This window comes from Streptomyces sp. CG 926, from assembly GCF_003148825.1.
Lineage (GTDB): Bacteria > Actinomycetota > Actinomycetes > Streptomycetales > Streptomycetaceae > Streptomyces.
The window spans coordinates 928,061-951,921 of sequence record NZ_QGGZ01000001.1 but is presented as its reverse complement, the minus strand read 5'-3'; the positions used below and the strand labels follow the sequence as shown (position 1 = coordinate 951,921).

General features: G+C 70.8%; 19 protein-coding genes and 3 pseudogenes. 13 read left to right on the top strand and 9 right to left on the bottom strand.

Annotated features, from left to right (window positions below; translation table 11 throughout):
• The gene (locus BCL76_RS03925; RefSeq protein ID WP_109778084.1) at positions 1 to 2,250 is read left to right on the top strand and encodes a bifunctional salicylyl-CoA 5-hydroxylase/oxidoreductase; all 2,250 of its coding nucleotides are present in this window, start codon (positions 1 to 3) and stop codon (positions 2,248 to 2,250) included.
• A gap of 15 nt (positions 2,251 to 2,265) precedes the next feature.
• Here BCL76_RS03925 and BCL76_RS03920 read toward each other — a convergent pair whose 3' ends face one another.
• The 3 genes from BCL76_RS03920 to BCL76_RS03910 all read right to left on the bottom strand — a co-directional run bounded on the left by BCL76_RS03920 (position 2,266) and on the right by BCL76_RS03910 (position 5,726).
• On the bottom strand, positions 2,266 to 3,105 hold the full coding sequence (locus BCL76_RS03920; RefSeq protein WP_109778083.1) for a GNAT family N-acetyltransferase: 840 nt from the start codon (positions 3,103 to 3,105) through the stop codon (positions 2,266 to 2,268).
• Between the two features lie 155 nt (positions 3,106 to 3,260).
• The gene (locus BCL76_RS03915) at positions 3,261 to 4,061 is read right to left on the bottom strand and encodes a PaaX family transcriptional regulator (RefSeq protein ID WP_109778082.1); all 801 of its coding nucleotides are present in this window, start codon (positions 4,059 to 4,061) and stop codon (positions 3,261 to 3,263) included.
• 9 nt (positions 4,062 to 4,070) lie between these two features.
• Complete coding sequence (locus tag BCL76_RS03910; protein ID WP_109778081.1) at positions 4,071 to 5,726, bottom strand: AMP-binding protein; 1,656 nt, start codon at positions 5,724 to 5,726, stop codon at positions 4,071 to 4,073.
• Positions 5,727 to 5,871: 145 nt separating this feature from the next.
• On the opposite strand from BCL76_RS03910, the gene BCL76_RS03905 reads away from it, so the two are divergent.
• The 3 genes from BCL76_RS03905 (at position 5,872) to BCL76_RS03895 (ending at position 8,084) form a co-directional block, all read left to right on the top strand.
• Positions 5,872 to 7,074 (top strand): acyl-CoA dehydrogenase family protein, encoded by a 1,203-nt coding sequence (locus BCL76_RS03905; RefSeq protein ID WP_109778080.1) that lies wholly within the window; start codon positions 5,872 to 5,874, stop codon positions 7,072 to 7,074.
• Entirely contained in the window at positions 7,071 to 7,469 is a 399-nt protein-coding gene (locus tag BCL76_RS03900) for a RidA family protein (RefSeq protein WP_109778079.1), read from the top strand. Before BCL76_RS03905 ends, BCL76_RS03900 begins: the two co-directional genes overlap by 4 nt.
• A gap of 369 nt (positions 7,470 to 7,838) precedes the next feature.
• Positions 7,839 to 8,084: a hypothetical protein gene (locus BCL76_RS03895; RefSeq protein WP_109778337.1), complete on the top strand. Its 246-nt coding sequence runs from the start codon at positions 7,839 to 7,841 to the stop codon at positions 8,082 to 8,084.
• A gap of 129 nt (positions 8,085 to 8,213) precedes the next feature.
• Here the strand turns inward: BCL76_RS03895 and BCL76_RS03890 are convergent.
• Positions 8,214 to 8,345 (bottom strand): annotated as a pseudogene (locus BCL76_RS03890) (transposase); the annotation flags it as partial.
• Here BCL76_RS03890 and BCL76_RS40605 point away from each other — a divergent pair.
• Positions 8,334 to 8,461 (top strand): annotated as a pseudogene (locus BCL76_RS40605) (IS110 family transposase); the annotation flags it as partial. The pseudogenes BCL76_RS03890 and BCL76_RS40605 sit on opposite strands and share 12 nt — an antisense overlap.
• A 1,224-nt stretch (positions 8,462 to 9,685) precedes the next feature.
• Positions 9,686 to 10,120, top strand: a complete 435-nt coding sequence (locus tag BCL76_RS03880; RefSeq protein ID WP_109778077.1) for a hypothetical protein — start codon at positions 9,686 to 9,688, stop codon at positions 10,118 to 10,120.
• A 909-nt stretch (positions 10,121 to 11,029) separates the two neighbouring features.
• Here BCL76_RS03880 and BCL76_RS03870 read toward each other — a convergent pair.
• Complete coding sequence (locus BCL76_RS03870; RefSeq protein WP_109778076.1) at positions 11,030 to 11,218, bottom strand: hypothetical protein; 189 nt, start codon at positions 11,216 to 11,218, stop codon at positions 11,030 to 11,032.
• A gap of 233 nt (positions 11,219 to 11,451) precedes the next feature.
• On the opposite strand from BCL76_RS03870, the gene BCL76_RS03865 reads away from it, so the two are divergent.
• The 4 genes from BCL76_RS03865 to BCL76_RS03855 all read left to right on the top strand — a co-directional run bounded on the left by BCL76_RS03865 (position 11,452) and on the right by BCL76_RS03855 (position 16,994).
• Positions 11,452 to 13,728 (top strand): hypothetical protein, encoded by a 2,277-nt coding sequence (locus tag BCL76_RS03865; RefSeq protein WP_146228314.1) that lies wholly within the window; start codon positions 11,452 to 11,454, stop codon positions 13,726 to 13,728.
• A gap of 619 nt (positions 13,729 to 14,347) precedes the next feature.
• Positions 14,348 to 15,094: a hypothetical protein gene (locus BCL76_RS03860; protein ID WP_146228313.1), complete on the top strand. Its 747-nt coding sequence runs from the start codon at positions 14,348 to 14,350 to the stop codon at positions 15,092 to 15,094.
• Positions 15,095 to 15,174: 80 nt separating this feature from the next.
• A complete protein-coding gene (locus BCL76_RS38440) occupies positions 15,175 to 15,408 on the top strand; it encodes a hypothetical protein (RefSeq protein ID WP_146228312.1) in 234 nt (77 codons plus the stop codon).
• 128 nt (positions 15,409 to 15,536) lie between these two features.
• Positions 15,537 to 16,994 (top strand): NF041680 family putative transposase, encoded by a 1,458-nt coding sequence (locus BCL76_RS03855; RefSeq protein WP_109778073.1) that lies wholly within the window; start codon positions 15,537 to 15,539, stop codon positions 16,992 to 16,994.
• 50 nt (positions 16,995 to 17,044) lie between these two features.
• Here BCL76_RS03855 and BCL76_RS03850 read toward each other — a convergent pair whose 3' ends face one another.
• Positions 17,045 to 17,332 carry a hypothetical protein gene (locus BCL76_RS03850; protein ID WP_109778072.1) on the bottom strand — a complete coding sequence of 96 codons (288 nt, stop codon included), beginning with the start codon at positions 17,330 to 17,332 and terminating at the stop codon, positions 17,045 to 17,047.
• A gap of 45 nt (positions 17,333 to 17,377) precedes the next feature.
• Here BCL76_RS03850 and BCL76_RS03845 point away from each other — a divergent pair.
• Positions 17,378 to 17,668 (top strand): annotated as a pseudogene (locus tag BCL76_RS03845) (transposase family protein); the annotation flags it as partial.
• Positions 17,669 to 17,724: 56 nt separating this feature from the next.
• Here the strand turns inward: BCL76_RS03845 and BCL76_RS03840 are convergent.
• Together BCL76_RS03840 and BCL76_RS03835 are read right to left on the bottom strand one after the other, a co-directional pair.
• Positions 17,725 to 17,934, bottom strand: a complete 210-nt coding sequence (locus tag BCL76_RS03840) for a tautomerase family protein (protein ID WP_109778071.1) — start codon at positions 17,932 to 17,934, stop codon at positions 17,725 to 17,727.
• A 44-nt stretch (positions 17,935 to 17,978) separates the two neighbouring features.
• Positions 17,979 to 18,743, bottom strand: coding sequence for an SDR family NAD(P)-dependent oxidoreductase (locus BCL76_RS03835; protein WP_109778070.1), 765 nt, complete (start codon positions 18,741 to 18,743; stop codon positions 17,979 to 17,981).
• Between the two features lie 119 nt (positions 18,744 to 18,862).
• On the opposite strand from BCL76_RS03835, the gene BCL76_RS03830 reads away from it, so the two are divergent.
• Positions 18,863 to 19,783, top strand: a complete 921-nt coding sequence (locus tag BCL76_RS03830) for a LysR family transcriptional regulator (protein WP_109778069.1) — start codon at positions 18,863 to 18,865, stop codon at positions 19,781 to 19,783.
• A gap of 65 nt (positions 19,784 to 19,848) precedes the next feature.
• Here the strand turns inward: BCL76_RS03830 and BCL76_RS03825 are convergent, their stop codons facing one another.
• The gene (locus tag BCL76_RS03825; RefSeq protein ID WP_181382420.1) at positions 19,849 to 21,222 is read right to left on the bottom strand and encodes an aminopeptidase P family protein; all 1,374 of its coding nucleotides are present in this window, start codon (positions 21,220 to 21,222) and stop codon (positions 19,849 to 19,851) included.
• Between the two features lie 173 nt (positions 21,223 to 21,395).
• Between BCL76_RS03825 and BCL76_RS03820 the strand changes: the two genes are divergently transcribed.
• Complete coding sequence (locus BCL76_RS03820) at positions 21,396 to 23,780, top strand: collagenase (protein ID WP_109778068.1); 2,385 nt, start codon at positions 21,396 to 21,398, stop codon at positions 23,778 to 23,780.
• Positions 23,781 to 23,861: the final 81 nt, after the last annotated feature.

Here is a 23,861-nt window from a genome sequence, read left to right as displayed (position 1 = left end):
ATGACTCCTGGTGCCATGCGGGTCGCCGTCGTCGGCGGGGGACCGGGAGGGCTCTACGCCGCCGCGCTGCTGGCCCGCCAGGGCCACACGGTGGAGGTCTGGGAGCGCAACGCCCCGGACGACACCTTCGGCTTCGGCGTGGTGCTCTCGGACGAGACCCTCGGCGGCATCGAGCGGGCCGACACCGTCGTCCACACGGCCCTGAGCGCGGAATTCGTGCGCTGGGACGACGTGGACATCGTGCACCGCGGCCGGCTGCTGACCTCCGGCGGCCACGGCTTCGCGGCCGTCGGTCGGCGCCGGCTGCTGGAGATCCTGCACGAGCGCTGCGCCGGCCTCGGCGTCCGCCTCCGCTTCCGCTCCGAGGCCCCGGCCGTGGCCGAACTCGCCGCCTCCTACGACCTGGTGGTCGCGGCCGACGGGGTGCACAGCGCGATCCGGGAAGCCGGCGCCGCGCACTACGGGCCGACGCTGACCGGCGGACGCTGCCGCTACATCTGGCTCGCCGCCGACTTCGCCTTCGACGCCTTCCGCTTCGAGATCGCGGAGACCGAGCACGGGGTCATGCAACTGCACGCCTACCCCTACTCCGCCGACGCCTCCACGGTGATCGTCGAGATGCGCGACGAGGTGTGGCGGGCGGCCGGCTTCGATTTGTGCGACGAGGACGAGGCCGCGGCCCGCTGCGCCAAGATCTTCAGCGAGGCCCTGCGCGGACGCCCGCTGCACGGCAACCGCTCCACCTGGACGCAGTTCCGTACCGTCGTCAACGAGCGCTGGTCGCACGAGAACGTCGTCCTGCTCGGCGACGCCGCGCACACCGCCCACTTCTCCATCGGATCCGGCACCAAACTGGCCGTGGAGGACGCGCTCGCGCTTGCCGAGGCGGTGGGCGCCGCCCCCGGCGACGTCCCGGCCGCCCTCGCCGCGTACGAGGCGGCACGCCGTCCGGCGGTCGCCAGCACCCAGCGGGCGGCGGCGGCGAGCCGGCAGTGGTTCGAGGAGATCGCCGGATACGTCGACCAGCCCGCCCGGCAGTTCGCCTTCAACCTCCTCACCCGCAGCCGCCGGGTCACGCACGACAACCTGCGGCTGCGCGACGCACGCTTCACGCGGGCGGTCGAGAAGGACTTCGGCTGCCCCGACGGCACCCCCGCGATGTTCACCCCCTTCACCCTGCGGGGCCTGACCCTGCGCAACCGGGTCGTCGTCTCACCGATGGACATGTACTCGGCCCAGGAGGGCGTGCCGGGCGACTTCCACCTCGTCCACCTGGGCGCTCGGGCCCTCGGCGGCCCCGGCCTGGTGATGACCGAGATGGTCTGCGTGTCCGCCGAGGGCCGGATCACCCCCGGCTGCGCCGGCCTCTACACCCAGGAACAGGCGGCCGCCTGGAAGCGGATCGCCGATTTCGTCCACACCTCGGCGCCCGGCACCGCCCTCGGCGTCCAGCTCGGCCACGCGGGCCGCAAGGGCTCGACCCGGGTGATGTGGGAGGGCATGGACGACCCCCTGCCCGAGGACAACTGGCCGCTGGTGGCCGCCTCCGCGCTGCCTTACCGGCCCGGTGTCTCGGCGCTCCCGCGCGCCCTCGGGCGGCACGACATGGACGCGTTGCGCTCCGAGTTCGCGGCCGCCGCCGTCCGCGCCGCCGACGCGGGGTTCGACCTGCTCGAACTGCACTGCGCCCACGGCTATCTGCTCTCCGGGTTCCTGTCCCCACTGACCAACCACCGTGACGACGAGTACGGCGGCTCCCTGGAGAACCGGCTCCGATTCCCGCTGGAGGTCTTCGACGCGGTCCGCGCCGTGTGGCCCGAGGACCGCCCGATGACGGTCCGCCTCTCGGCCACGGACTGGGCACCCGGGGGCACCTCGCCCGAGGAGTCGGTACGGATCGCGGCCGCCTTCGCCGCCCGGGGCGCGGACGCCATCGACGTCTCCACGGGTCAGGTGGTCGCGGACGAGGCCCCCGAGTACGGGCGCTCGTACCAGACCCCGTACGCCGACCGGATCCGGGGCGCCCTCGGTGTACCCGTCATCGCGGTCGGTGCCATCTCCTCCTGGGACGACGTGAACTCCCTGCTCCTGGCCGGCCGTGCCGACCTGTGCGCGCTGGGCCGCCCCCACCTCTACGACCCCCATTGGACCCTGCACGCGGCAGCCGAGCAGTCCTACGAAGGCCCGGGCGCGCCCTGGCCGGCCCCGTACCGCGCGGGCAGCCGCCCCCCACCGACGGGACGCGGCTAGCCCGTGTCATCCCGATCAGGACGCGACGATCTCGGTGCGGTCCTCGACCGGGGTGTAGCCCAGCCGGAGGTAGACGCCGTTGCTCGTGGGGTTGGCCAGGTCCGTGAAGAGCAGGACCTCGGCGGCGCCCGTCGCGTACGCCGCTTCGCTCGCCGCGTGCGTGACCCCGGCGGCGTAGCCGCGGCCGCGGTGCTCCGGCGGGGTGTAGACCGGGCCGATGCGGGAGGCCGAGCCGATGGCTCGGAAGAAACCGGCCAGTGAGACGGGGACCCCGGCCCGTTCCCACAGCAGGGCTCCGCCGTAGGAGATCCGGTCGCGCAGCACGGCCTCGGAGGCGCTGCCCGGCACACCCGACTCGGCCTTGAAGGCCGTGACCCACTCCAGCAGCAGCGGAAGGTCGGCCTCGGTGGCGGGCCGGGCCCGCCCGGCCGGGGCTGGGTCCGGGGCGGCCAGTGCGGCCAGCCGGTACAGGCGCAGCTCCTCGGCGGTCCGGGTGGGCCGACCCCAGGTCTCTGCCAGCACCCGGGCGTCCGCGCGGCGGGCATTGAGCGCGCGGACCCCGGCGAGCAGCGGCTCGGTGGTGAGCGCCGCCCCCAGCGCGCGGACCGCCTCCTCGGGCAGCGCGCCGAGATACAGCGGGAACGGCGGGGTGCACAGCAGGCCGCCGGCGACGGCGCCGTCGGATCCGGTCCACCAGCCGAAGAAGGGGGTACCGTCGCCATAGGTGTCGGTACCGCGCCGCGCCAGACGGTCGGTCACGGTCAGCAGGACGGTGTTGGGGACAGGCCGGGCGGCCAGGGCAGGGCCCGCCGCGCGCACGAAGGCCGCCAGATCTGTGGTGAAGGTCCAGTTCATGTCCCATCGTGACGCGGCACGCGCCCCGCCCGCACCCGGATTTCCGCCCCGGACCCGGTCCGCGAGGCGCTTCCTACCGGGGCAGACCGTCCCGCCACCACGGCGGCACGTTGTCCGGTCCGGCCCGGCCCGGCCCGGCCCGGGCCCGGTCACGGTCACGGTCGCGCGAAGCGCTCCCCGGCGGCGCGCAGCCGTTCGTGCAGCTCGGCGAAGACGGCCGCCGCCCGGTCGCCCGGCCAGTTGGCCGGGAGCAGTTCCCGCGGCAGGCCCGGGTCGGCGTACGGCAGCCGGCGCCAGGTGTCCAGCGCGAGGAGGTAGCCCCGGTAGGCCTCCTCCGGGGTCGGCTCCGGGCCCGTCCGCAGGGCGCGCAGGACGGGTTCGTGCAGGTCCAGGAATTCCTCGTGCTGCTTGGCCAGGGCCGCCAGGTCCCACCAGCGGGCCACCGCCTCGGCGGCCGGGGCGAAACCGAGGTGGGCGCCGCGGAACAGCTCCACGTACGGCGTCAGGTGCAGCCGCTCCAGGGTGTGCGCGGTCTCCTCGGCCAGCCGGGCCGGGGCGATCCACACGCCCGGCGCCACCGCGCCGAAACCGAGCCGGGCCAGCCGCGAACGCAGCAGGTGCCGCTTGTTCCGCTCCTGTTCCGGGACCGAGAACACCGCCACCAACCACTCGTCCGACAGCCGCGGGCTGCCGTAGATCCGGCGGTCGCCGTCGTCCAGCAGCTGCCGGGCCTCCTCGGAGAGCCCGTACGCCGCCGAACCGTCCGCCGTGCGTTCGGGCAGCAGGAAGCCGCGCCGCTTCAGCCGGGACACCGACGAGCGGACGGACGGGGCGTCCACGCCGGCCGCGCCCAGCAGGCGGATCAGCGCGGCCACCGGGACCGGCCCCTCGAAGGCCCGCCCGTAGGCTCCGTAGAACGTGACGATCAGGGATCGCGGAGTGTGCTGCTCGACCACGGTTTCACTCTAGATCCTGTGGGGCGGGTCGGGTCGGGCGTCGGGATCACGCAGCCGGAACCGCTGCAGTTTGCCCGTCGCGGTACGCGGGAGGGCGGGGAGGAAGACGAAGGAGCGCGGGCACTTGTGCGGGGCCAGCTCCGCCCGCATGAAGGTACGCAGCACCTCCTCCGTCAGCACCGCGCCGTCGCGGGCCACGGTGTACGCCACCACGATCTGCCCGCGTCGCTCGTCCGGGAGGCCCACCACCGCCGCCTCCACCACGTCCGGGTGGCGCAGCAGCGCCTCCTCCACCTCGGGGCCCGCGATGTTGTAGCCCGCCGATACGATCATGTCGTCGGCCCGGGCGACATAGCGGAAGTAGCCCTCCGGATCGCGGACGTAGGTGTCACCGGTCAGGTTCCATCCGTCCCGTACGTACTCGCCCTGCCGTGGATCGGCCAGATAGCGGCAGCCCACCGGGCCGCGCACGGCCAGCAGCCCCGGCTCGTCGTCCGGGACCGGCCGGCCGGCCCGGTCCACCACCCGGGCCTCCCAACCCGGGACCACCCGACCCGTCGTGCCGGGCCGGATGTCCTCGTCGGCGGCGGAGATGAAGATGTGCAGCAGCTCGGTCGCCCCGATGCCGTTGATGATGCGCAGGCCGGTCCGCTCGTACCAGGCCTGCCAGGTGGCGGCGGGCAGGTTCTCCCCCGCCGAGACGCAACGGCGCAGCGCCGACAGGTCGTACATGCCCACGTCGTACGGGCCCAGCGCGTCCAGCATCGTCCGGTACGCGGTGGGCGCGGTGAACAGCACCGTCACCCGGTGCTCCGCGAGCGCGGGCAGCAACCGGCGCGGCACCGCCTCCTCCAGCAGCAGCGCCGAGGCCCCGGCGCGCAACGGGAAGACGACCAGCCCGCCGAGGCCGAAGGTGAAACCGAGCGGGGGGCTGCCCGCGAAGACGTCGTCGGGGCGGGGCCGCAGCACGCTGCGGGAGAAGGTGTCGGCGACCGCGAGCAGGTCACGGTGGAAGTGCATGCAGCCCTTGGGTCGACCGGTGGTCCCGGAGGTGAAGGCGATCAGGGCGACGTCGTCCGCGGAGGTCGGGGCGGCCGGGAACGGCTCGGGGTGCCTCTCGGCCAGCCGGAGCAGATCGTCCGGGGCGGTGCCCCCGTACACGGTGATCCGCAGCCCCGGCACCTCCGCCTTGACCAGGTCGTCCAGCACGTCCGCGTGGCACAGCGCGTGCCCCACCCGGGCCATCGCGCACACCGTGGCCAGCTCCTGCGCGCGCTGCTGCGGCAGTACGGTGACCGCCACCGCGCCCGCCTTCATCACCGCGAGCCAGCAGGCCGCGAGCCAGGGGCCGGTGGGTCCGCGTAGGAGCACCCGGTTGCCGGGGACCACGCCGAGGTCGGCGACGAGGGTGTGGGCCAGGCGGTCCACCCGCTCGCGCAGGCCTCCGTACGTCCACACCTCGCCCGTCGAGCTGCGGAAGGCCGGGCGATCGGCGCCGGCCGGACCGAACCGGGCGATCGTGGCGTCGAGCAGCTCGGCCCCGCAGTTCAGGCGGTCCGGATAGGCCAGTTCGGGCAGATCGAAGACGAGCTCCGGCCAGGTGTCCGCGGGTGGCAGATGGTCGCGGGCGAAGGTGTCGATGTGAGCGGAAGGCTTGAGGTCCAAGGCGGGTCGCCCCCCTTGCAGCGGTCCGGGGTGGGGTGGAGCCGGCCGTGCGGTAGTTCTCCCGGCCACGCCGGAAGGTCCTTCCAGGAGCGTATCGTGATGGTGACGGCAGTCAACAGGACGCGATAGATGCGGGGATATTCGGATGACCGGATTCGCGCTCGGGGTGGACCAGGAGGAGTGGTGCGGGCAGTTGCGCGCACTGGCGGCGGAGCGGCTGCGGCCACTGGCCGAGAAGGGGGAACCGGGGCGGGTCAACCGGCCGCTGCTGGCGGCGTTGGGCGAGCTGGGCCTGCTGGAGCGGGTGTTCGCCTCGGGCGCGCTGGAACTGTGCCTGCTGCGGGAGTCCCTCGCCTACGGTTGCACGGAGGCCGAGACGGCGCTCGCCCTGCAGGGGCTCGGGGCGTACCCGGTGCTACGCGCGGGGAGCGAGCGGCAGCGGGAGCGCTGGCTGCCGGGAGTACGCGCCGGGCGGACGGTGGCCGCCTTCGCGCTGAGCGAGCCGGGGGCGGGCTCGGACGCGGCGGCACTGGCCCTGGCGGCGACCGCCGATCCGGCGGCCGATGGCGATGGCGATGGCGATGGGGATGGCGACGGCCGTGGCTGGCGGCTCAGCGGTGAGAAGTGCTGGATCTCCAACGCCCCCGAGGCGGACTTCTACACCGTGTTCGCCCGAACGGGGGAGGGGCCGGGGGCGAAGGGGGTCTCGGCGTTCCTGGTCCCGGCCGACCGCCCCGGACTCTCCGGCGCGGCCCTGGACATGCTCTCCCCGCACCCCATCGGCTCCCTCACCTTCGATGGGGTACCGGTCGGCCCGGGGGACCTGCTCGGCGAACCCGGGCGGGGGTTCCGCGTCGCGATGGACACCCTGAACCTCTTCCGGCCGAGCGTCGGCGCCTTCGCGGTGGGCATGGCCCGGGCCGCGCTGGACGCGACGCTCGCGTACACGGCGGACCGGACCGCCTTCGGCGGAACGCTGAGCGACCTCCAGGCGGTGGCGCACCGGGTGGCCGAGATGGCCACCCGTACGGAGGCGGCCCGGCTGCTGGTGTACGCGGCGGCCGGAGCCTACGACCGTGGCGCGGGGGACGTACCGCGCCGGGCGGCGATGGCGAAGCTGCTGGCCACGGAGACGGCCCAGTACGTGGTGGACCACGCGGTCCAACTGCACGGCGCGGTCGCCCTCCAGCGCGGCCACCTGCTCGAACACCTCTACCGGGAGGTACGGGCACCGCGGATCTACGAGGGGGCGAGCGAGGTGCAGCGCACGATCATCGCGAAGGAGTTGTACGCGGGGGCCGCGGGAGCCGCGGGCGCGGCGGGGATGGCGGGGGTGACGGCGCGATGAGCCTGGACCGGATCAACCCGGCGGAGCTGTCGCCCGCGACGGGCTTCTCGCACGCGGTCGCGGCGACCGGAAGCCGGCTGGTGTTCCTGGCGGGCCAGACCGCGTTGGACGGCGCGGGCAAGGTGGTCGGCGAGAGCCTGCCGGAGCAGTTCGAGACCGCCCTCGCCAACCTTCTGGCAGCCCTCGCCGCGGCGGGGGGCACGCCGGCGGAGCTGGCGCGGGTGACGGTGTACGCGGTGGATGTGGCGGCGTACCGGACCCACGCGGCCGAACTGGGCGGTATCTGGCGCAGGTTGGCGGGCCGCGACTATCCGGCGATGGCCGTCATCGGCGTGGTGCGGCTCTGGGACGAGGCGGCGCTGGTCGAACTGGACGGGGTGGCGGTCCTGCCGTAGCCGGGCCGCCGGGGCGGTGGTGCCGGGGCGCTGCCCCGGGCCCCGCGCCTCGATCGCCGGCGGGGCTGGGTTCGGCTGCGCGTACCCGGTGGCTCCGCCGGGGATCGCTTCGGTGTGCGGCGGTGCCCCGGCGGAGTGTCTCCTCGGCTCGGCGCGTGCTGGTTCGTCTCGGTTGTACCCGGTGGTCGCGCCTCGTCCTGCGGGACACTCCGCCGTGTCCCCGCCCCACGGCAGCGCTTCGACAGTGCCCCGAGACGGCCTAGCTTGTTCTTTATCTTTCGGCGTCGTCGACGCCGAAGGTTGGGCAGGCAGCCGCGTGACCGTTGATCTGCGATGCATCACAGCGCTGTGACCTGGCAAGATGCTCACATGGAAACTGGGTTCCCCTGGGGTTCTACACCGACCGTCGATCTCCGCCTGTGGCGTGCTGACGCGATCGTGCTGTTCGACTGGCTGATGAGCACCGACCTGAACGCTGTACCGATCACGCACCCGGCTCAGAAGCAGGCTCTCGCAGACCTGCTGGCACGCCTGGAGGAGGTGGACATCGTCGAGTCCACCAGTGAAGAGATCGCCGCAGCCCAGGGCGAAGTGGCCAAGAACATGGGCTGGTAGGGACTCGCTCGAGGTTCGGGTCCCCTCGAAGGGCGCCTCGAACTACGTCGCTCACATGGAGAATCCCCGGACGTGGGGGCGGCCTTCGTCTGATCATGTGCTCCGACCAAGATGCACGTGATGACGGGCGTTCTTCTTGCCGGAGGCCCGGGTGATGGGCGAGGCGCCGGCGTAAGCCTTCAGCCCGCGGGCGTCGGCGAATCGCCGTCGGTCGTCTCCGATCTCGGCGAGCACCCGGGCGCCGAGCTGCTCAACCACGCCGGATGTCTCTGGGCGTTCTCCGCGATCACCGCCTCGCCCGGCGCCAAAGCCCACTACCGGCGGCGACGCGATGTCACGCTGACTGGCACGCTGCCGCACAGCGCAACCCGTTCAACGGTTCGACGAACTGGCGGCCTTTCCCGTTCGTCGCTGCTGGCTCCCTTCCCGACTGGGACGCTGACGAGGAGGCGATCGATCGGCGAGTCAAACAGCTCGAAGCCATATCGGCGCCCGTCACCCCCGACGTTCCGCTGCCTCCGGTGGGCTGGGCACGTACTCTCCTGGCGGTGGAGATTGTCTTCGTCAGCGACCTCGCGGGCTCCGGCGTTGAATGGCCGACGACCACAGGGATCTCCGACGAGTCGACGATTCGCGCCCTGCGGTCGATCCAGCGAAAGCCGCGCATCGGGCCGGCACAGCTAAGGCGCCACCGGTCGCGGCCGACAGAGCCAGGGTAAGCGCGGCAGCTGCGCCGAATCGAGTCAGATTGATGGTCATCAGCCCTCATCTCAACCTCGTTGACGATCTTTCAAAGTGCTGCATAGCCTGCCCCCTCTTCGAACTGACGCACCATTGCCTCCCGCCTTGGCGCGCTATGACCTAGCTCAGAAAGCACGTCCTTTGAGATCCAGATGCTTAACCACACTCGCTCTCAGCATCGCGACCGTCTTACTCGGCAGCACTGCCGCTGAGGCCTCGGGAACTCCGGCCCCGACCGCCTCGGTGCCGGTCACCGCTCCCGCCCTTCCCTTAGCCGCGCCAGGGTCTTCGCCCGGCCCCACCCCCGCCCCCTCTGCGCCGCCACGGCCTGCTCCGTCACCGCCTCCCACGTCCGCATCTCGAACGTTCCCTGTACGCGCAGAGATGGCCCCGTAGCGGGCCGTTGTCGACCCACTGCACGGTTCAGTGTCCGAGGTAGCTGTTGAGGTAGGTGCGGGCGGCGGCCTTGCCGGTGCCGAGTCCGGTCGCGATCTGCTGGATCGGTACCCGTTGGGCGGCGAGTTCGTCCGTCGCGTCCTGGCCGACCCGGGCTCGTTGAGCTCCGTAGGGAGGGGGACGGCGGCGTCCTGGATCACCGACAGGTGGGCGCCGCAGTCCGAGATCGGCCCGGACAGGTCGATGTCCGCCTCGTACAGCGGCTTGTCGTGGGGCAGGGTGGTGCAGTCGAGCGGGTACTCGGCCATCCCGCGCCGGCCACAGGAGCAGCTGCGCCTCAAGACTGCGGTCCTGGGGAGGCCGTACCGTCCGTCGTAGACACCTCAGGGCCCTCACTCGTCAAGTCGCACGGTCAAAGCCGCTGTGTAGCCTGTCGATCTGTTCGAACGAGCGAAGGGGCGCGGGTGGACATCGAAGAAACGCATGCTGCGATCCGGCTCCCTGAGGGGAACTGGTGGGACTGGGACGTGGTCGCCTGGGACGGTGGGGAGTTCAGACTTGCTGCCGGCCACGACCTGGCTTACCACCACGGCCTGGAACTGGTCTTCGGCGATCCGTTCTTCGTCTCCTGCCCGTCCGCGTTCTACGATCCGACCTTCCGTGCACCGACGGCGGACGAGCTCCTCAGAGTCACGCGTCAGGTCGGCGAAACGCCGCCCGTCGTCATCGCCTTTGAGGCCGACGCGGGCGGGCAGGAGCCGATCTCGTGCCTGATCGCAGCTGAGCGGTTCGATGTTGTCCAGGAATCCGTCCTGCGGTACTGGCGCGAGGGTGCAGGCTCGGATCAACGCTTCGCCCCCTGGGTGCGGTCCCCGGATCAGCAAGCGGTCTCTGGCTAGGTGGCCGCTGTGCCCATCTCGGAAGGTGGGCTGGAAAGGCCGGCTCCTCGTTATTGCTGGTCCTGCTGGAGGCAGCGGTAGAGCTGGCCGATCATGCGGTAGAAGAGGTTGGGCCGGGCGGCGGCGTGCCATTCTGCTTGGTTGTCGCGGCGGCGCCGGTAGGGGGCTTTGGCGACGGGTGAGGCGGATCGCGGAGAACGCCGGCCGGGCAATCGGTGAATGCGCGGAGCCCCATCGGGCCCCCGACGGTCAGGTCGGCGCCGGCCCGGGCAGCAGCCACGGGCACGACGGCTCGCCCAGATCGAGCCGCGCGGCCTTCCCACTACTCACCCCGGCCGACCGGCAGCGCCTGGCCGACGCCCGCCGAGCCACCGCCGCCGGCTCCCGTTCGACCACCGGTAAAAAGAGCCACCGGCTGCACATCGTCCCGCCGCCCTCCCCCAGCGCAGCCACCCGCAAACCGTCACGCCTGATAGCACAAGTTCTGTTGCGGTGGGTCGGTTGATGCGTGGGGCCGGCCCCAAGTCGATGCATCCGAGCGCTACACCCAGGTGTAGTTCGTGTCGGTGACGGCGTATGGGGCCGTGTTGGTGACGGGGCGTGTGGATCGGCGAGGGCGGGGCCGATGGGCGGGAAGATAGGCAGCTCGGCGGTCTTTCGGTAGTCGATCCACTCGATGACGCCGACTTCGTGGCTGGCGTCGGGGAGCTCGTCCAGCTCCTGTTCGGCGAGGGTCTCGCGGATGTCGGGGCTGATGTGGAAGCGGTAGATCAGGTGGCGCTTGCGCGGCGGCGGGGTCGGACCCGGGCGGGTCACACGCTGGTCGACGACCCACATGAGGTCCCCACCCTCGGCCGCCGTCGTGTCCAGGCCGAGCTCTTCGGTGAGCTCGCGAATTCCAAGCCTTCGTCAGAGCGACTGGAGCCAGGCGAGCAGCCAGGTGATCAGTGTGGCGCCCGCGGCACCGGCGGCGCCCAGCAGTGACTGGAGCAGCAGTCGGCGCACCAGCCGGTTGAACCGTTGCCGCCGGTGCGGGGGGCACGGTGCGGCGGGTTGCGGTGACTTGCGCTCTCCGGCGCCGTCGTCGAGCCGTTCCATGTGTCTGTGTCTCCTACCTGGACAGGGCTCCTTCGAGCCGCTCATTCCATCTTGAGCGAGCCAGGACTTGGGACGGCGGCGTTGGGTGTTGCCGGTGCAGACGGCACCCCCTCGCCGGGGGCGGGGGTGTTGCCGTCCGCAGCGGCAACACGTGCAGCGGCCGCAGTCGGGTCCCAGCCGGGATACTGGACGTTCGATCGGATCGGCAGCGTCTGCGGCGAGGTTGTTGAAACATGGAGCGCACGGCACAACCAGCTCGTCTGTCACCTCTGAAGGAAGGCCTTCCGCCCGAGAAGCGGGTCTTTGCCGAGGACCTCCGCGGCGTGTTCCTCGCGCTGGGCGTCAGCGTCCGCCGCTATGCGGCACGCCGGCACATGGACCCCAGCACCGTCACCCGCTATCTGGGTGGAGAGCGCGTCCCCCCGTGGGACTTCGTCGCCGGGGTGCTTGCCGATCTGCGCGAGGTGGATTCGCCGGTCACGTTCGAAGCCGAGACGGGTCTGCGCTCCCTGCATTGGAAGGCGCTGAAGTGTCACCGCAGCGACAGCGAGAAACAGACTCTGCAGGATCGGCTGGCCGAGGCGGATGAAGAGACCCGCCGCATACGGACCCGCCAGCGTGCCCTGGAAGAAGCGCTGATGGACCGCACCCAGCGCCTGGCCGAGGCCCAGGGGCGCTGCCGACAGCTCCAAGTGGACCTTGAAGGCCAGCGGCTCGCCCGCCGGAGCGACCTCGAGCTGTGGCAGGGTGAGTTCGACGAGCTCGAGAACGAGTGCCGCGATCTCGGGCAGCAGGTGGGCTACCTCCGGGAGGCACTGGCCGTTGCCCGCGCGGAACTGATCGCGGCCGAGGAGCAGTGCCATCACCTGGAAACCCAGCTGGAACAGGCCCAGGACCTGGAGGCGCATCCAGTCGGCCGGATCTCGTTGATGGCCCTACTGGAAGAGACCGACCGCAGCGCCTCGGTGGCCGAATTGATCACGGTCGTCGCCGATCTCGAATCACGGACCCAGCGGGCGATGGCGAGCGAACTGGTGGCCTCGGTCAGCCGTTCCCGGGAGGTCCAGGAGGTCGCCGTGCTACTGGCGGGCCTGCAGAGCGCCGGCTTGCACGCACACGCCGAGGCCGCCTTGCCCGCAATGGTCATGACGCGTTCGGTGGAGGAGACCTGCGCGCTGATCGTGAGCCTGCACCACGCGGGCCTGGAAGAACACCTGGTCCAGTTACTTCGTGCCTCGGTGCAGCTGCACACCTCGCGCGACATAGCCTTACTGGTCCGCAGCCTGCATGCGAGCGGCTTACGGGAGCAGGCCGCGACGCTCCTCGGTGCCGCCTGCGCCACCAGGCCGCTGCCCGACGTGGTGCCCATGCTCACCTGGCTGGCCGGCACAGGGCTGGACGTGACGGTCGTCTCCGCCATAGAAGCGGTCGCCGTCGAACGCACGGTGCACGACATCGTGACCCTGAGCTGCTCCCTTACGGAGGCGGGGATGCACCCCGTCAAGAGCGTGCTGCACACTGCGGCCGCGACCCGTCGGTCCGCGTACGACGTGGCTGCCCTGGCTGAGGCCCTCTCGCGTGCAGGGTTGTACAGCGATGCCGAGACCGTGTTCAGCGCGACGCAGAACCAGACAATCGAGCATCTGCTGGCTCTCGTCTCGGCACTGCAGGCCATGGACAAGCATCATGTCGCGACCGCCGTCGTCAACCATGCCATCGCCTCCCGTCCAACGGCCGACACCCGGGTGCTGATCACGGACATGCACGCCATGGGCCGTCACCAGCAGGCTTCGGAAGCACTGATCACCGCCTTGCAGAGCGTGCCTCCCGCGGACCTCTCGCAGCTCTTGTACGGCTTGGACCGCACCCACCCCGGCGCGACGGTCCTGCTGGAAAGGGCGGCCCGGACCGCCGGCTACAAAGAAGCCGCAGCGGTGGTCGCCGGTCTGGAGAGGAACGGGCTGACGGAGTACGCACGGACTGTCTTCACGTGCACCGTTCGTGGCAGGCCCACCGGCCATGCGGCCTGGTTCCTGATCCACCTGAACCAGGCCGGGTCCGCTTTCACCGGCAGTCCCTTTCTCTTGGCCCAAGCGCAGAGCGGTCCGCCCGCCGGAATGGCACCGCTTGTGCTCGCCCTGGGAGCTGCGGGGCTGCACGCGGAGCTGACGTGTCTGCTGCAGGCGCTGGTTTACCGGGATGCGGAGGAGATCGTGCTTCTCCTCAAGCAGTTGGAACGGCTCGGTGGGGCCACCGGCGCGGAGCACGAGGCAGTGGGCAACCGCATCATGACCACGACTGCGGCGGCCAGACAGGAGCCCTATCAGGTCGTGCTGGTGCTGGCGCTGGAGGCGGCCGGGCTCTCCGCCAACGCGGCCGCGCTGGTTTCGGCAGCCACCGCAAGTAGGGGCCGGAGCTTCACCGATGCCTTGCGCAAGGAACGCTTCAAGCATCACCAGAGAGTGCTCTCCCGAGCGTTCTGGCAGCGCACGGAGCCCCGCGTCGAATGAACCAGCGGGCCCGCGCAGCAGCGCACCGCGCAGGCGGGCGACTGCTGCCCTTCCGCACCGGGAGCGGCTGCTCCCGAAAAGCCGGCTCGCCGTTGGCCGGGACGCAGACCGGACTGGTTGCCCCGTCTCCTGCATGAGGTGTCAGTGCCCCGCGACAACCGGCCAGTTCTGCGTCCGATGCCCCGGTGGCGTGGCTGCGAGTCGAACTTCGCATGCCGAAAGCCGGATCCGTGAAACTCGGTGATGCCCGAGTGCAGTGCTCTGCGCAATGACGAGCTGGGGCGACGGCTTCTTCCCGGTGAACGCCGACAGGGATTCGTCGGGTGACCTACTCGCAGGGCGAGTGCGCTTCGCCCACACGCCCTGAACAGCACCCAGAACGCGTGGCAGGGTGCGTAGCACCGTCCCCCGGTGAGCACTTTTCATGCGCACGCCGACAGGCCGGTGGAAACGCCCGAAAGGGGTCTGGCCGAGATACGGGCTAAAGGGGCAATGAGGTGATCTTGAAGTCCCTGTGACTGTTTCAGCTCTGCCGTGGCGCTATTGCCCTCCCCCGGTTGGGAGTTGGCTTTTAGCATTGCTGTTCATGGCTTGCATGTTCTGTGGCGCCCAGGGGCCCATGTCGAAGGAGCACATTCTTCCGAAGTGGCTGAGGAGGGAGTTCCCCGAGTACACCGACGCGCCTACGCACCAGCGCACGATCAACGAGAACGAAGGTCGTGATCCTCATGGCCCCCGGGTTGCCTACCGTCGGGATGAGACGAAGAATGGGCTGTTCAACGATCAGGCCCGCGTAGTGTGCACAGGCTGTAACAACGGGTGGATGTCGCAGCTGGAGAAGCGGGTTCGGGAACCGCTTTCGCAGATGATCCGGGGTCTGCCGGTGGTGCTCACAGGCGAGCGGCAGGCTCTGGTGTCGTTGTGGGTGGTCAAGACGCTCATGGTCTCGTACCGGGGGCCTCAGCTCGGGGGCCGGCCGACATCGGAGATCATCCTCCCGGTTGATCCGGAGAGCCTGTACCGGGACGCCGCGCTGGGGCCCACCATGGTGGTGTCCGTGTCGTTCTACGAGCCGGAGACGTCTCCAGGAGAGCTGGTGTACGCGGAGTCGTTCACGCGGATGGAACACGAGCACGGCCTGTACAGCTACGTGGCGTCGTTAAAGCTCGGCCATTTCGTGGCGCAGCTGGGGCGGGCCCCGGACGGGGTACGCCCCCCGTTGGGTCTGGCGCCGTATCTCCTGCCGGACCGTGTGGCGCTCCTGTGCCCGGGGGCGGCTTCGGTGAACTGGCCGCCGGCCAAGCCGGTGTACGGACGCGCGGGGTGGGAGAAACATGTGACGCTGCCGGAGCGAATCGGGTACTAGCTTGATCTTTAACGTCTGGGTCGTTGGTCAGCCGCTGAGCAGGGTCGAGGGGATCTCAGGCCGCGTGGGACCATCTCGGCATGCGCCTGATAGCTGACGGAGCCACGCCGACCTCGCGGTTGGTACTGGTCAAGGATCTTGAGATCGGCAACCGATATGCCTTCGAGCTGGCGAGCCCGCTCTTCCTGGCTGTTGGTGATCGAATCGCTTTCGAAGATGGCAGGCTTGTTGTCGTGCGGGCCGGTGGAGAGCGGCTGTCACCGGCCGGCGACTGGTCAACTCGTTGCGGACCCAGATCTCTGCGCCGGCGGTAGCAGGCGTTCCTCGAACGGCGTGTCGTACTTGATCACTCGGTTCGGTATCCGCCGTACGCGGAAACGACCTTCGTCCGAACGTGTGCTCCGACCAAGGAACACACACGTCCAGCACGAAGGCCGTGAGGATGACTCTGCTGCATCACGATGCCCGGCGACAGCCGTTGGCTGAACTGTCCCGGTTCCGGGGCGAGTTCTATGCCTGTCTCACCGCTGGTTCGGATGCTCAGTTCGAGCTGGCCGACGCGGTTCAGTGCGGGGACGGGCCGGTGAGGTCGTTGCCCGAACTGTCGCTGGTGGGCGAACACCGCCGTGGACACGGAGGACTCTACGCCGCGCTCGCCCAAGGCCGAATCGACGCGGACCGGATGCGACGGACTCCGGCCTCGGCGCCGCTGCCGCGGGCGGCGGACGGCCGGCCGGTCCTGGCCGTCGATGTCACCTGCCGGCTTCGGCCCGCCGCCCACACCTCGCCGCAGCGGATCCTGTGTCACACCTACGGCCGGGGCAAGGACCAGCACATCCCCGTTCCCGGGTGGCCGTACTCGATTGTCTGCGCGCTGGAGCCGGGCCGCAGCTCATGGACCGCCCCGCTGGACGCTCGACGTCCGGCACCCGGGGACGACACCGCCACCGTCACCGCCCGACAATTGCGCGAACTGGTCGAGAGACTGATCACCGCAGGCCAGTGGTGGACCGGTGACCCGGAGGTCCTGGTCATCGCGGACGCTGGATACGACGCACCACGCCTGGCCCACATTCTGCGGGACCTGCCGGTGAAGGTCCTGGCCCGGATGCGCTCGGACCGCGTCCTGTGCAGGCCGGCCCCGCCGCGGCGGCCTCACACCATGGGCCGACCGCCCCGGCATGGCGGCGAGTTCGTCTTCGGGCAGCCCGACACATGGGGCACCCCGGACACCGAAACCGTCACCGAAACCCGCCTCTACGGAACCGTCCGAGCACGCTCGTGGGACCGGCTCCACCCCAAGCTCACCCACTGCTCTTCCTGGGCAGCAGCCGACGGCACCCTCCCCATCGTCGAGGGGACCGTGATCCGCCTGGACATCGATCACCTGCCCAGCGGAGCGACCCCGAAGCCGGTCTGGCTCTGGTGGTCCGGCACCGACGCAGACGCAGCGGACACCGACCGGCTCTGGCAGGCATACCCGCGTCGTCTCGACATCGAGCACACCTTCCGCCTGTTCAAGCAGACCCTCGGCTGGACCTGCCCGATGATCCGCACCCCCGAGGCGGCGGACCGCTGGACCTGGCTGATCCTCGCCGCCTATACGCAACTGCGACGGGCCTGGCCACTCGCAGCCGACCGGTGTCGGCCATGGGAGAAGCCCATCGCCTCGGACAGACTCACCCCGGCACGTGTCCGCCGCGACTTTCGGCACATCCGCCCCAAGGTCGTCTGCCCGGCCGAAGCACCGAAACCCACCCGCCCCGGACCCGGACGACCACCCAGTCGAAAGAACCCCCGGCCCACCCCACGCCACGACGTCCACACACCCAGCAGAGCGGACACTGCAGCGTCCGGGAAGCCGAAGTCGACCACCCCACGGCCCCGCCGCACAGGTTGAAGATCAAGCCAGGGCCTGTTGCGAAAGTGACTGATGGTGCGGGGTGTTGTTCAGAGGCTGCGGATGGCCTCGGCCAGGTCGGATCCGTAGGAGGCCCAGCAGATCACCGAGCCGTCATCGTCGAGCTGCCCCATGAACCACTCACCGTCGTCCCTCACGAGGCACAACTCGTGGAACGCAAGAATCACATCGGGCCGAAGCGGCTCGTAGTCGCCCTGACCGGCCACCTCGACGACTACGAGCCGATCGGAGGAGAAGGAGAGCTGGGCGGCGCTTGGGTCTCCGGAAAGAGCGCGCACGCGCTCGATCGTCCATCCGGCGGGGAGTTCTGAGTTCACCGGCGCATGGTCCCAGCAGGGCGACCGTCACAGCCACTCGTTAAGGAGGACAGTCGTCTGGTGATCGCGTCGGCCCGGCCGGCGCCGGGCAACAAGGCCGACGCCCACGTGTGGCGGGAGTCGGGCCTGCCGGCCGCGGCGGCCGGGTCGACGGTGATCGCGGACGGGGCCTACCTCGGCACCGGCCTGATCGTCCCGCACCGCAGAAGGGCCGGACGTCCCCTCCTGCGCGGCCAGGAGGAGGACAACGCCGAACACCGACGCGTCCGTGCACGCGTCGAGCACACCTTCGCCCAGGCCGTCGCCGCCATGCACAACCTCGCCATGACACGGTGAAACAGCAGGTCAGGCGCCGCTTCGGCCTGCCGAAGCCCGACCTTCTGCAACACCCTTCAGTGCCGTGCGCGGAGACGGCGGTACTCGTCCGTCCGGACGCCGGCCACGCCCCAGTTCTCCAGCTCCACCTCGTCGATGAGGACGAACGTGGTGGCCGGATCCTTGTCGAGGACCCGGACCAGCAGGTCGGTCACACCCGCGATGATCTCGGCCTTCTGTGCGGCGGTGGCGCCTTCACGGGTGATCCTGACATTGACGTACGGCATGGTGAGGGTGTCCTTCCGGTGGGGAGGGGGAGTGGGGTGTCGGCTCAGGCGCGGCCGGTGACGTGGCCGCCGTCCACGCGCAGGGCGTGGCCGGTGACGAAGGTGGCGCCCGCGAGGTAGAGCACCGCCTCGGAGATCTCCGGGACCTCGCCGACCCGGTTCAGCAGGGCGAGCCCGCCGAAGGCGTCCACGTCCGAGCCCGCGTGCAGCGGGGTGCGGATGATGCCGGGGGCCACGAGGTTCACGCGGATGCCGTCGGCGGCGAGTTCGGCGGCCAGGCTGGTCGTCAGCGCGTGCACCCCCGCCTTGCTGACCACCGGCGCGGAGGACGGGAAGCCCGCCAACGCGTGGTCCACCAGGACGGTGCCGATGTTGACGATGCTGCCGCCCCGGCCCTGGGCGCGCAGCGCCCGTACCACGGCCTGGGTGGTGAGATAGGTGCCCTTGAGGTTGCCGGTCAGGAAGCCGTCGAGCTCTTCCTCGGTGACCTCGGTGAAGGGCTTGGGGGCGAAGGTACCCGCATTGTTGACCAGGACGTCGATGCGGCCGAACCGGTCGAGGGCGGTACGCACGAGGGCCTCGCCCGTCGTCGGCTCGGCGATGGCGCCCGCGACCCACGCGATCCGCCCGGGGTGGCCGAGGGCGGCCGCGGCCTTGGCGAGGCGGTCGGCGTCCCGGCCGTTCAGGACGACATTGGCGCCGCTCGCGAGGAAGGCGCGGGCGATGTCCAGGCCGATGCCGCTGGAGGAACCGGTGACCAGAGCGGTCGTGGTCGTGGTGTCGTCGATGTCGGTGTGCGTGTCGGTCATGGCGCTGTGCCTCTCGTCGATGTCGTCCGTCGGGGTTCCGACCGGCTGACACCACGAACCTAGGAGCGCCCAACTCATAACACCACGACGAAGATTGGATGGTGTGATAATCCTGGGTTATGGATGTGGACCTGCGTGACCTGGAGCTCCTGGCCGCCACCGCCGAGGCCGGTTCGCTGACCGCCGCCGCCGAGCGGCTCTACGTGAGCCAACCCGCCCTCAGCCAGCGGCTCACCCGGCTGGAGGCCCGCCTCGGCATGCCCCTCTTCGACCGCAAGGGCCGCCGCCTGGTCCCCAACGCCGCGGGTCGCCGACTGCTGGTCGCGGCGCGCCAGGTCCTCGGCGAACTGGACTCGGCGGCCCGGGACCTGCGCGAGATCCGTGACGGGCGCGACCGGCGGGTTCGCTTCACCGCGCAGTGCAGTACGACCTTCCCGTGGCTGCCGCCCGTGCTCCGCGCCTTCCGTGAGCGGGCGCCGGACATCGACGTGCGCATCGAGACCGTCGCCGACGACGCGCCGATCCCCGCGCTGCTCGCCGACCTCGTCGACGTCGCGCTGGTCACCAAGCCGGACCTGCAGATGGACCGGGTGTCTCTGACCAGACTGTTCGAGGACGAGATGGTGGCGGTGGTGCCCGCCGGCCACCCGTGGGCCTCGCGGGCGCACCTGACCGCCCGTGACTTCGACGGGGCCGATCTCGTCCTCTACGACTTCTACGACCAGAAGCGGATCCCGTCGCTACCGCTGCCGATCCCCGTCGGGTCCCGGCCGGCCCGGATCACCACCATGCCGGTGGTGACCGATCTGGTCATCGAGATGGTGGCCGGCGGCCAGGGCGTGACCGTGCTGCCCAACTGGGTGGCCGCCCCCTACGCGGCCTCGCACGGCCTCGCCCTCGTCGGCATCGGCGCGCAGCCCCTGACCCGCACCTGGTTCTGTGCCACCCGCACCGGACCGCGCCCGCCCCATCTGGAGGCGTTCGTCGAGGAGCTGACCGCCCGGCTCGCCACCCCGCACAGCGGTCAGGGGGGTGGCTAGTGCCGTGACCGGCAAGGTCCACCGGGTCGCGACGCCCGACCCGGCGCACCTTTCCGGCCACGGCACTAGGGAGCGTCCAGCAGCCGGCCCATCCAGTCCTCGATGCCGGACACCGTGCGCGGGAGGCCGCCCGACATCAGGCGGGCGCCGTCCGACGTGATGACCAGGTCGTCCTCGATGCGGACGCCGATGCCCCGCAGCTCCGCCGGCAGGGTCTCATCGTCCGGCTGGAGGTACAGGCCCGGCTCCACCGTCAGGACCTGCCCCTCCTCCAGGACGCCGTCCAGGTAGGTCTCGGCCCGCGCCTTCGCGCAGTCGTGAACGTCCAGCCCCAGCATGTGGCCGCTGCTGCACAGCGTGTACCGCCGGTGCAGGTCGCCCTCCGCGTCCTTCAGGACGCCCCACTCCGCCAGGCCCTCCGCGATCACCCGCATGCCGGCCCGGTGGAAGTCCCCGAAGCTCGCCCCCGGGCGCAGCGCCGCGATGCCCGCGTCCTGGGCGGCCAGGACCAGTTCGTACACCTGGCGTTGGACGGAGGAGAAGCGGCCCGACAGTGGGAGGGTGCGGGTGATGTCCGCCGTGTAGAGGGTGTCCGTCTCCACGCCCGCGTCCAGGAGCAGCAGTTCCTCGCCGTTCAGCCGGCCGTCGTTGCGGATCCAGTGCAGGGTGCAGGCGTGCGCGCCGGACGCCGCGATCGTCTCGTAGCCGGTGCCGTTGCCCTCCGCCCGGGCGCGCAGGCCGAAGACCCCCTCGATCCAGCGCTCCCCGCGCGGATGCGCCATCGCGCGCGGCAGGGCCCGTACGACGTCCTCGAAGCCCGCCGTCGTGTGGTCGACGGCCAGTTGGAGCTGGGCCACCTCCCACGGGTCCTTCACCAGGCGCAGCTCCGACAGGGCGGAGGCGAGTTCGGCGTCGGAGGTCGCGTTCCGTCCGGCCGGTGAGCCGAGCCGGTCCAGGTGCGCGCAGCGGATGCCGGTGAGGCGTTCGGCCTCCGCGAGGTCGGGCCGGCGGCCCACCCAGAACTCCCCGTACCGGCGGTCCCGGTAGAACTCCCCGTCCCCGCCCACCCGCGGCGAGCGCGGCCGTAGGTACAGGACGGCCTCGTGGTCGTGCGGGCCCGACGGCTCCATGACCAGGACGTGGCCCGCCTGGTCCTCGCCGGTGAGGCCGGTCAGCCAGGCGTACGCGCTGTGCGGCCGGAAGCGGTGGTCGCAGTCGTTGGAGCGGACCTTCAGCTCCCCGGCCGGGACGATCAGCCGCTCGCCCGGGAAGCGGGCCGACAGTCGCGCCCGGCGGGCCGGGGTGACGTCGTGGCCGGGGACGCGGGCGGAGTCGGGCAGCGGGCTCGCGGCCCAGTTCCCCGCCATGAACCGGGACAACTCCGGCGAGACCGGGCGGTCGTGACTGCCCGTGTTGAGGCGGGTGGAGGCGTCGGTCACGAGGGCTCCCTCAGGAAAGAAGTGAACTGGTGGGCGCACAGGGGTTGTCAGTGCAATTTCACATTACTATGTTACAGCTCACACCGCGGCACGTTAATCCCCGTCAAACGCCGTGTGACGCAGGGCAGTTCACGCACCACCCCCCACCTCACCTCTCCAATCAGGAGTTCTCGGTGCTCAAGCACAGAGCTGTGCGCTCTTCCCTTCTGGCCTCCGCCGTAGCCGTGACCCTCCTCGCCACCGCGGGACAGGCCGCCACGCAGGCCGCCGAGTCCGCGGCCCCGGCCCCCTTCACCGGCGCACAGGCCGCCCCGGCCGCCCCCGCCCCCGGCCCCACGGGGAACCCGTTCGACGAGGTCGACCGCCTGGCCGACGCGAAGGACAACACCCCGGCGCCGGCCCCGGCCCCGGGCGGGCAGAAGATCACCGGGCAGGTCCCGGGCGCCGCGACCGCCACCGCGCCCGCCGACGACCTGCAGAAGCGCGGCAGGACGGCCAAGGCGGCGCCCACCGCCAAGAGCGTCGCCGCGGGCGTCCCCTGCACCCTCGACGGGATCACCGGGCTCACCCCCGAGCAGTTCGCCGACTTCCTCGCGGACCAGGCCGTGCTCGCCGACGGCTGTCTGCGCGGCCTCATCTGGACCTGGGACGCCCGCCTGACCCCGGTCATGTCGGACGCGCACGTACAGGCCGTCTCCCGCCGGATATCCAGCCTGGCCGCCGCCCACGACGGCCGTAACTCCTCCCACCTGGAGGAGATGTTCACCTACCTGCACGCGGTCGCCTACCACGACTACTCGCGCCCCGAGATCGACGTCACCGACGCCCCCACCGTCGACGCCATGCGCCGCGCCATCGCCGACTTCGGCGCCGCCGCCCACACCTTCGACGCGACGCCGTCCAACGCCCGCACCCTGCGCGAGGCCCTCTACGCCGGCAGCGCGCCCGGTCTGCGCCAGCACCAGCTCGGCCTCATCAAGAAGGTCCTGGCCACCATGGACCCGGCCCACCCGGCCACCCACCTCGACGCCGGCTGGGGCGGCGCCGTACTGTCCGCGCTGTCCGTCTCCTACCTCGGCGTCTACCCCGGCAACCAGGACGCGGCCTTCCACTCCGCCGTGGCCGCGGACGCCTCCTACCGCGACGCCTTCAAGGCCTTCGCCGGATACACGCACCTCAAGGACACCACCAACGCCTGGGTGGTGCGCGACGCCCTGAGCGAGTACGCCCGCTTCGGCCAGGTCGAAGGCCTCAAGGACCGCGTCGTCGCCGACCTCGGTGCGATGCTCGGCCCGGTCCGGGCCGCCTTCGGCGACGGCAGCGAGCCGTGGGCCAAGCTCGTTTCCTGGCTCAACGTCTACGAGGCCTGCAAGCCGTACGGGGTGTGCAAGGAGGACATCGAGAAGCAGCTCTTCCCCTACACCTACTCCTACGACAACGGCGCCATCAAGGTCCGCACCGCCCTGGACCGGGCCACGGTCGACCAGCTCTACTACGCCAGCAAGCAGGTGAAGGCCCAGTACCACCGGGTGCTCGGCACCGACCAGCCGCTCGCGGGCGACCCCAACACCACGCTGAACATCGTGCTCTACGCCTCCCGCGCCGACTACGTGAACTACCACCCGATCCTGACCGGTTACGACACCAACAACGGCGGCATCTACATCGAGAACGGCGCCACCTTCTACACCTACCAGCGCCGCGTCCCGCAGGACTCCTCCCTCACCCTCGAGGAGCTCTTCCGTCACGAGTACACGCACTACCTCAACGGCCGCTACGCCGTACCCGGCTTCTTCGGCCAGGGCGAGTGGTACGAGAGCGACCGCACGACCGCCATGGACGAGGGCACGGCCGAGTTCTTCGACGGCGCCACCCGCGACAACGGCATCGCCGTCCGCAAGTCCCTGGTCAAGAGCATCATCAGCGACACGGCCGGCGGCGGCCCGCGCATGAGCGTCGAGCAGCTGCTGAACGCCACCTACGACGGCGACGGCTTCCGCTTCTACAGCTACGCGGGCACCTTCTTCGAGTTCCTGTGGGCCGAGAAGCCCACGCTGCTGCGCGAGATGTACACGCACCTGCGGGCCGACGACGTGGCGGCCTACGACGCCTGGCGCTTCCGGATGGGCGCGGACACCTACCTCCAGCGCGACTACGACCGCTTCCTCGACGCGCAGATAGCCAAGGTCGACCAGCTCTACGTGCCGAACACCTCCTTCACCCCGAACGAGCGGCTGCGCGACGCGGCGCTCGCCTCGGTGAAGTCCTCGTTCGCCACGGCCACGTACAACACGCCGGACTGCGTGGAGAACGGTGACGCCGGCAAGCGCCGCTTCACCTGCACCGGTCGGATCACCGCGAACCTGAAGAACTGGCGCAACGACGACCAGGTCTTCAAGGACATGTCGGAGACGGTCGACTACTTCATCCTCGACCGGGCGGGCACGGCCTCCAACAACCTCGCCGACATGAACTGCTCCTTCGGCCCGGTGGAGATCTGGACCAACAAGGTCGCGGGCACGTCCGGCTACAGCTGTGAGGGTCCCCTCCGCAGCTGATCGGCGCAGGCCCGGCGGCGGACCGGTCCCGCATCCGAGGGGGGTGCGGGACCGGTCCGGGTGCCTGGGCATGCTCTAAAG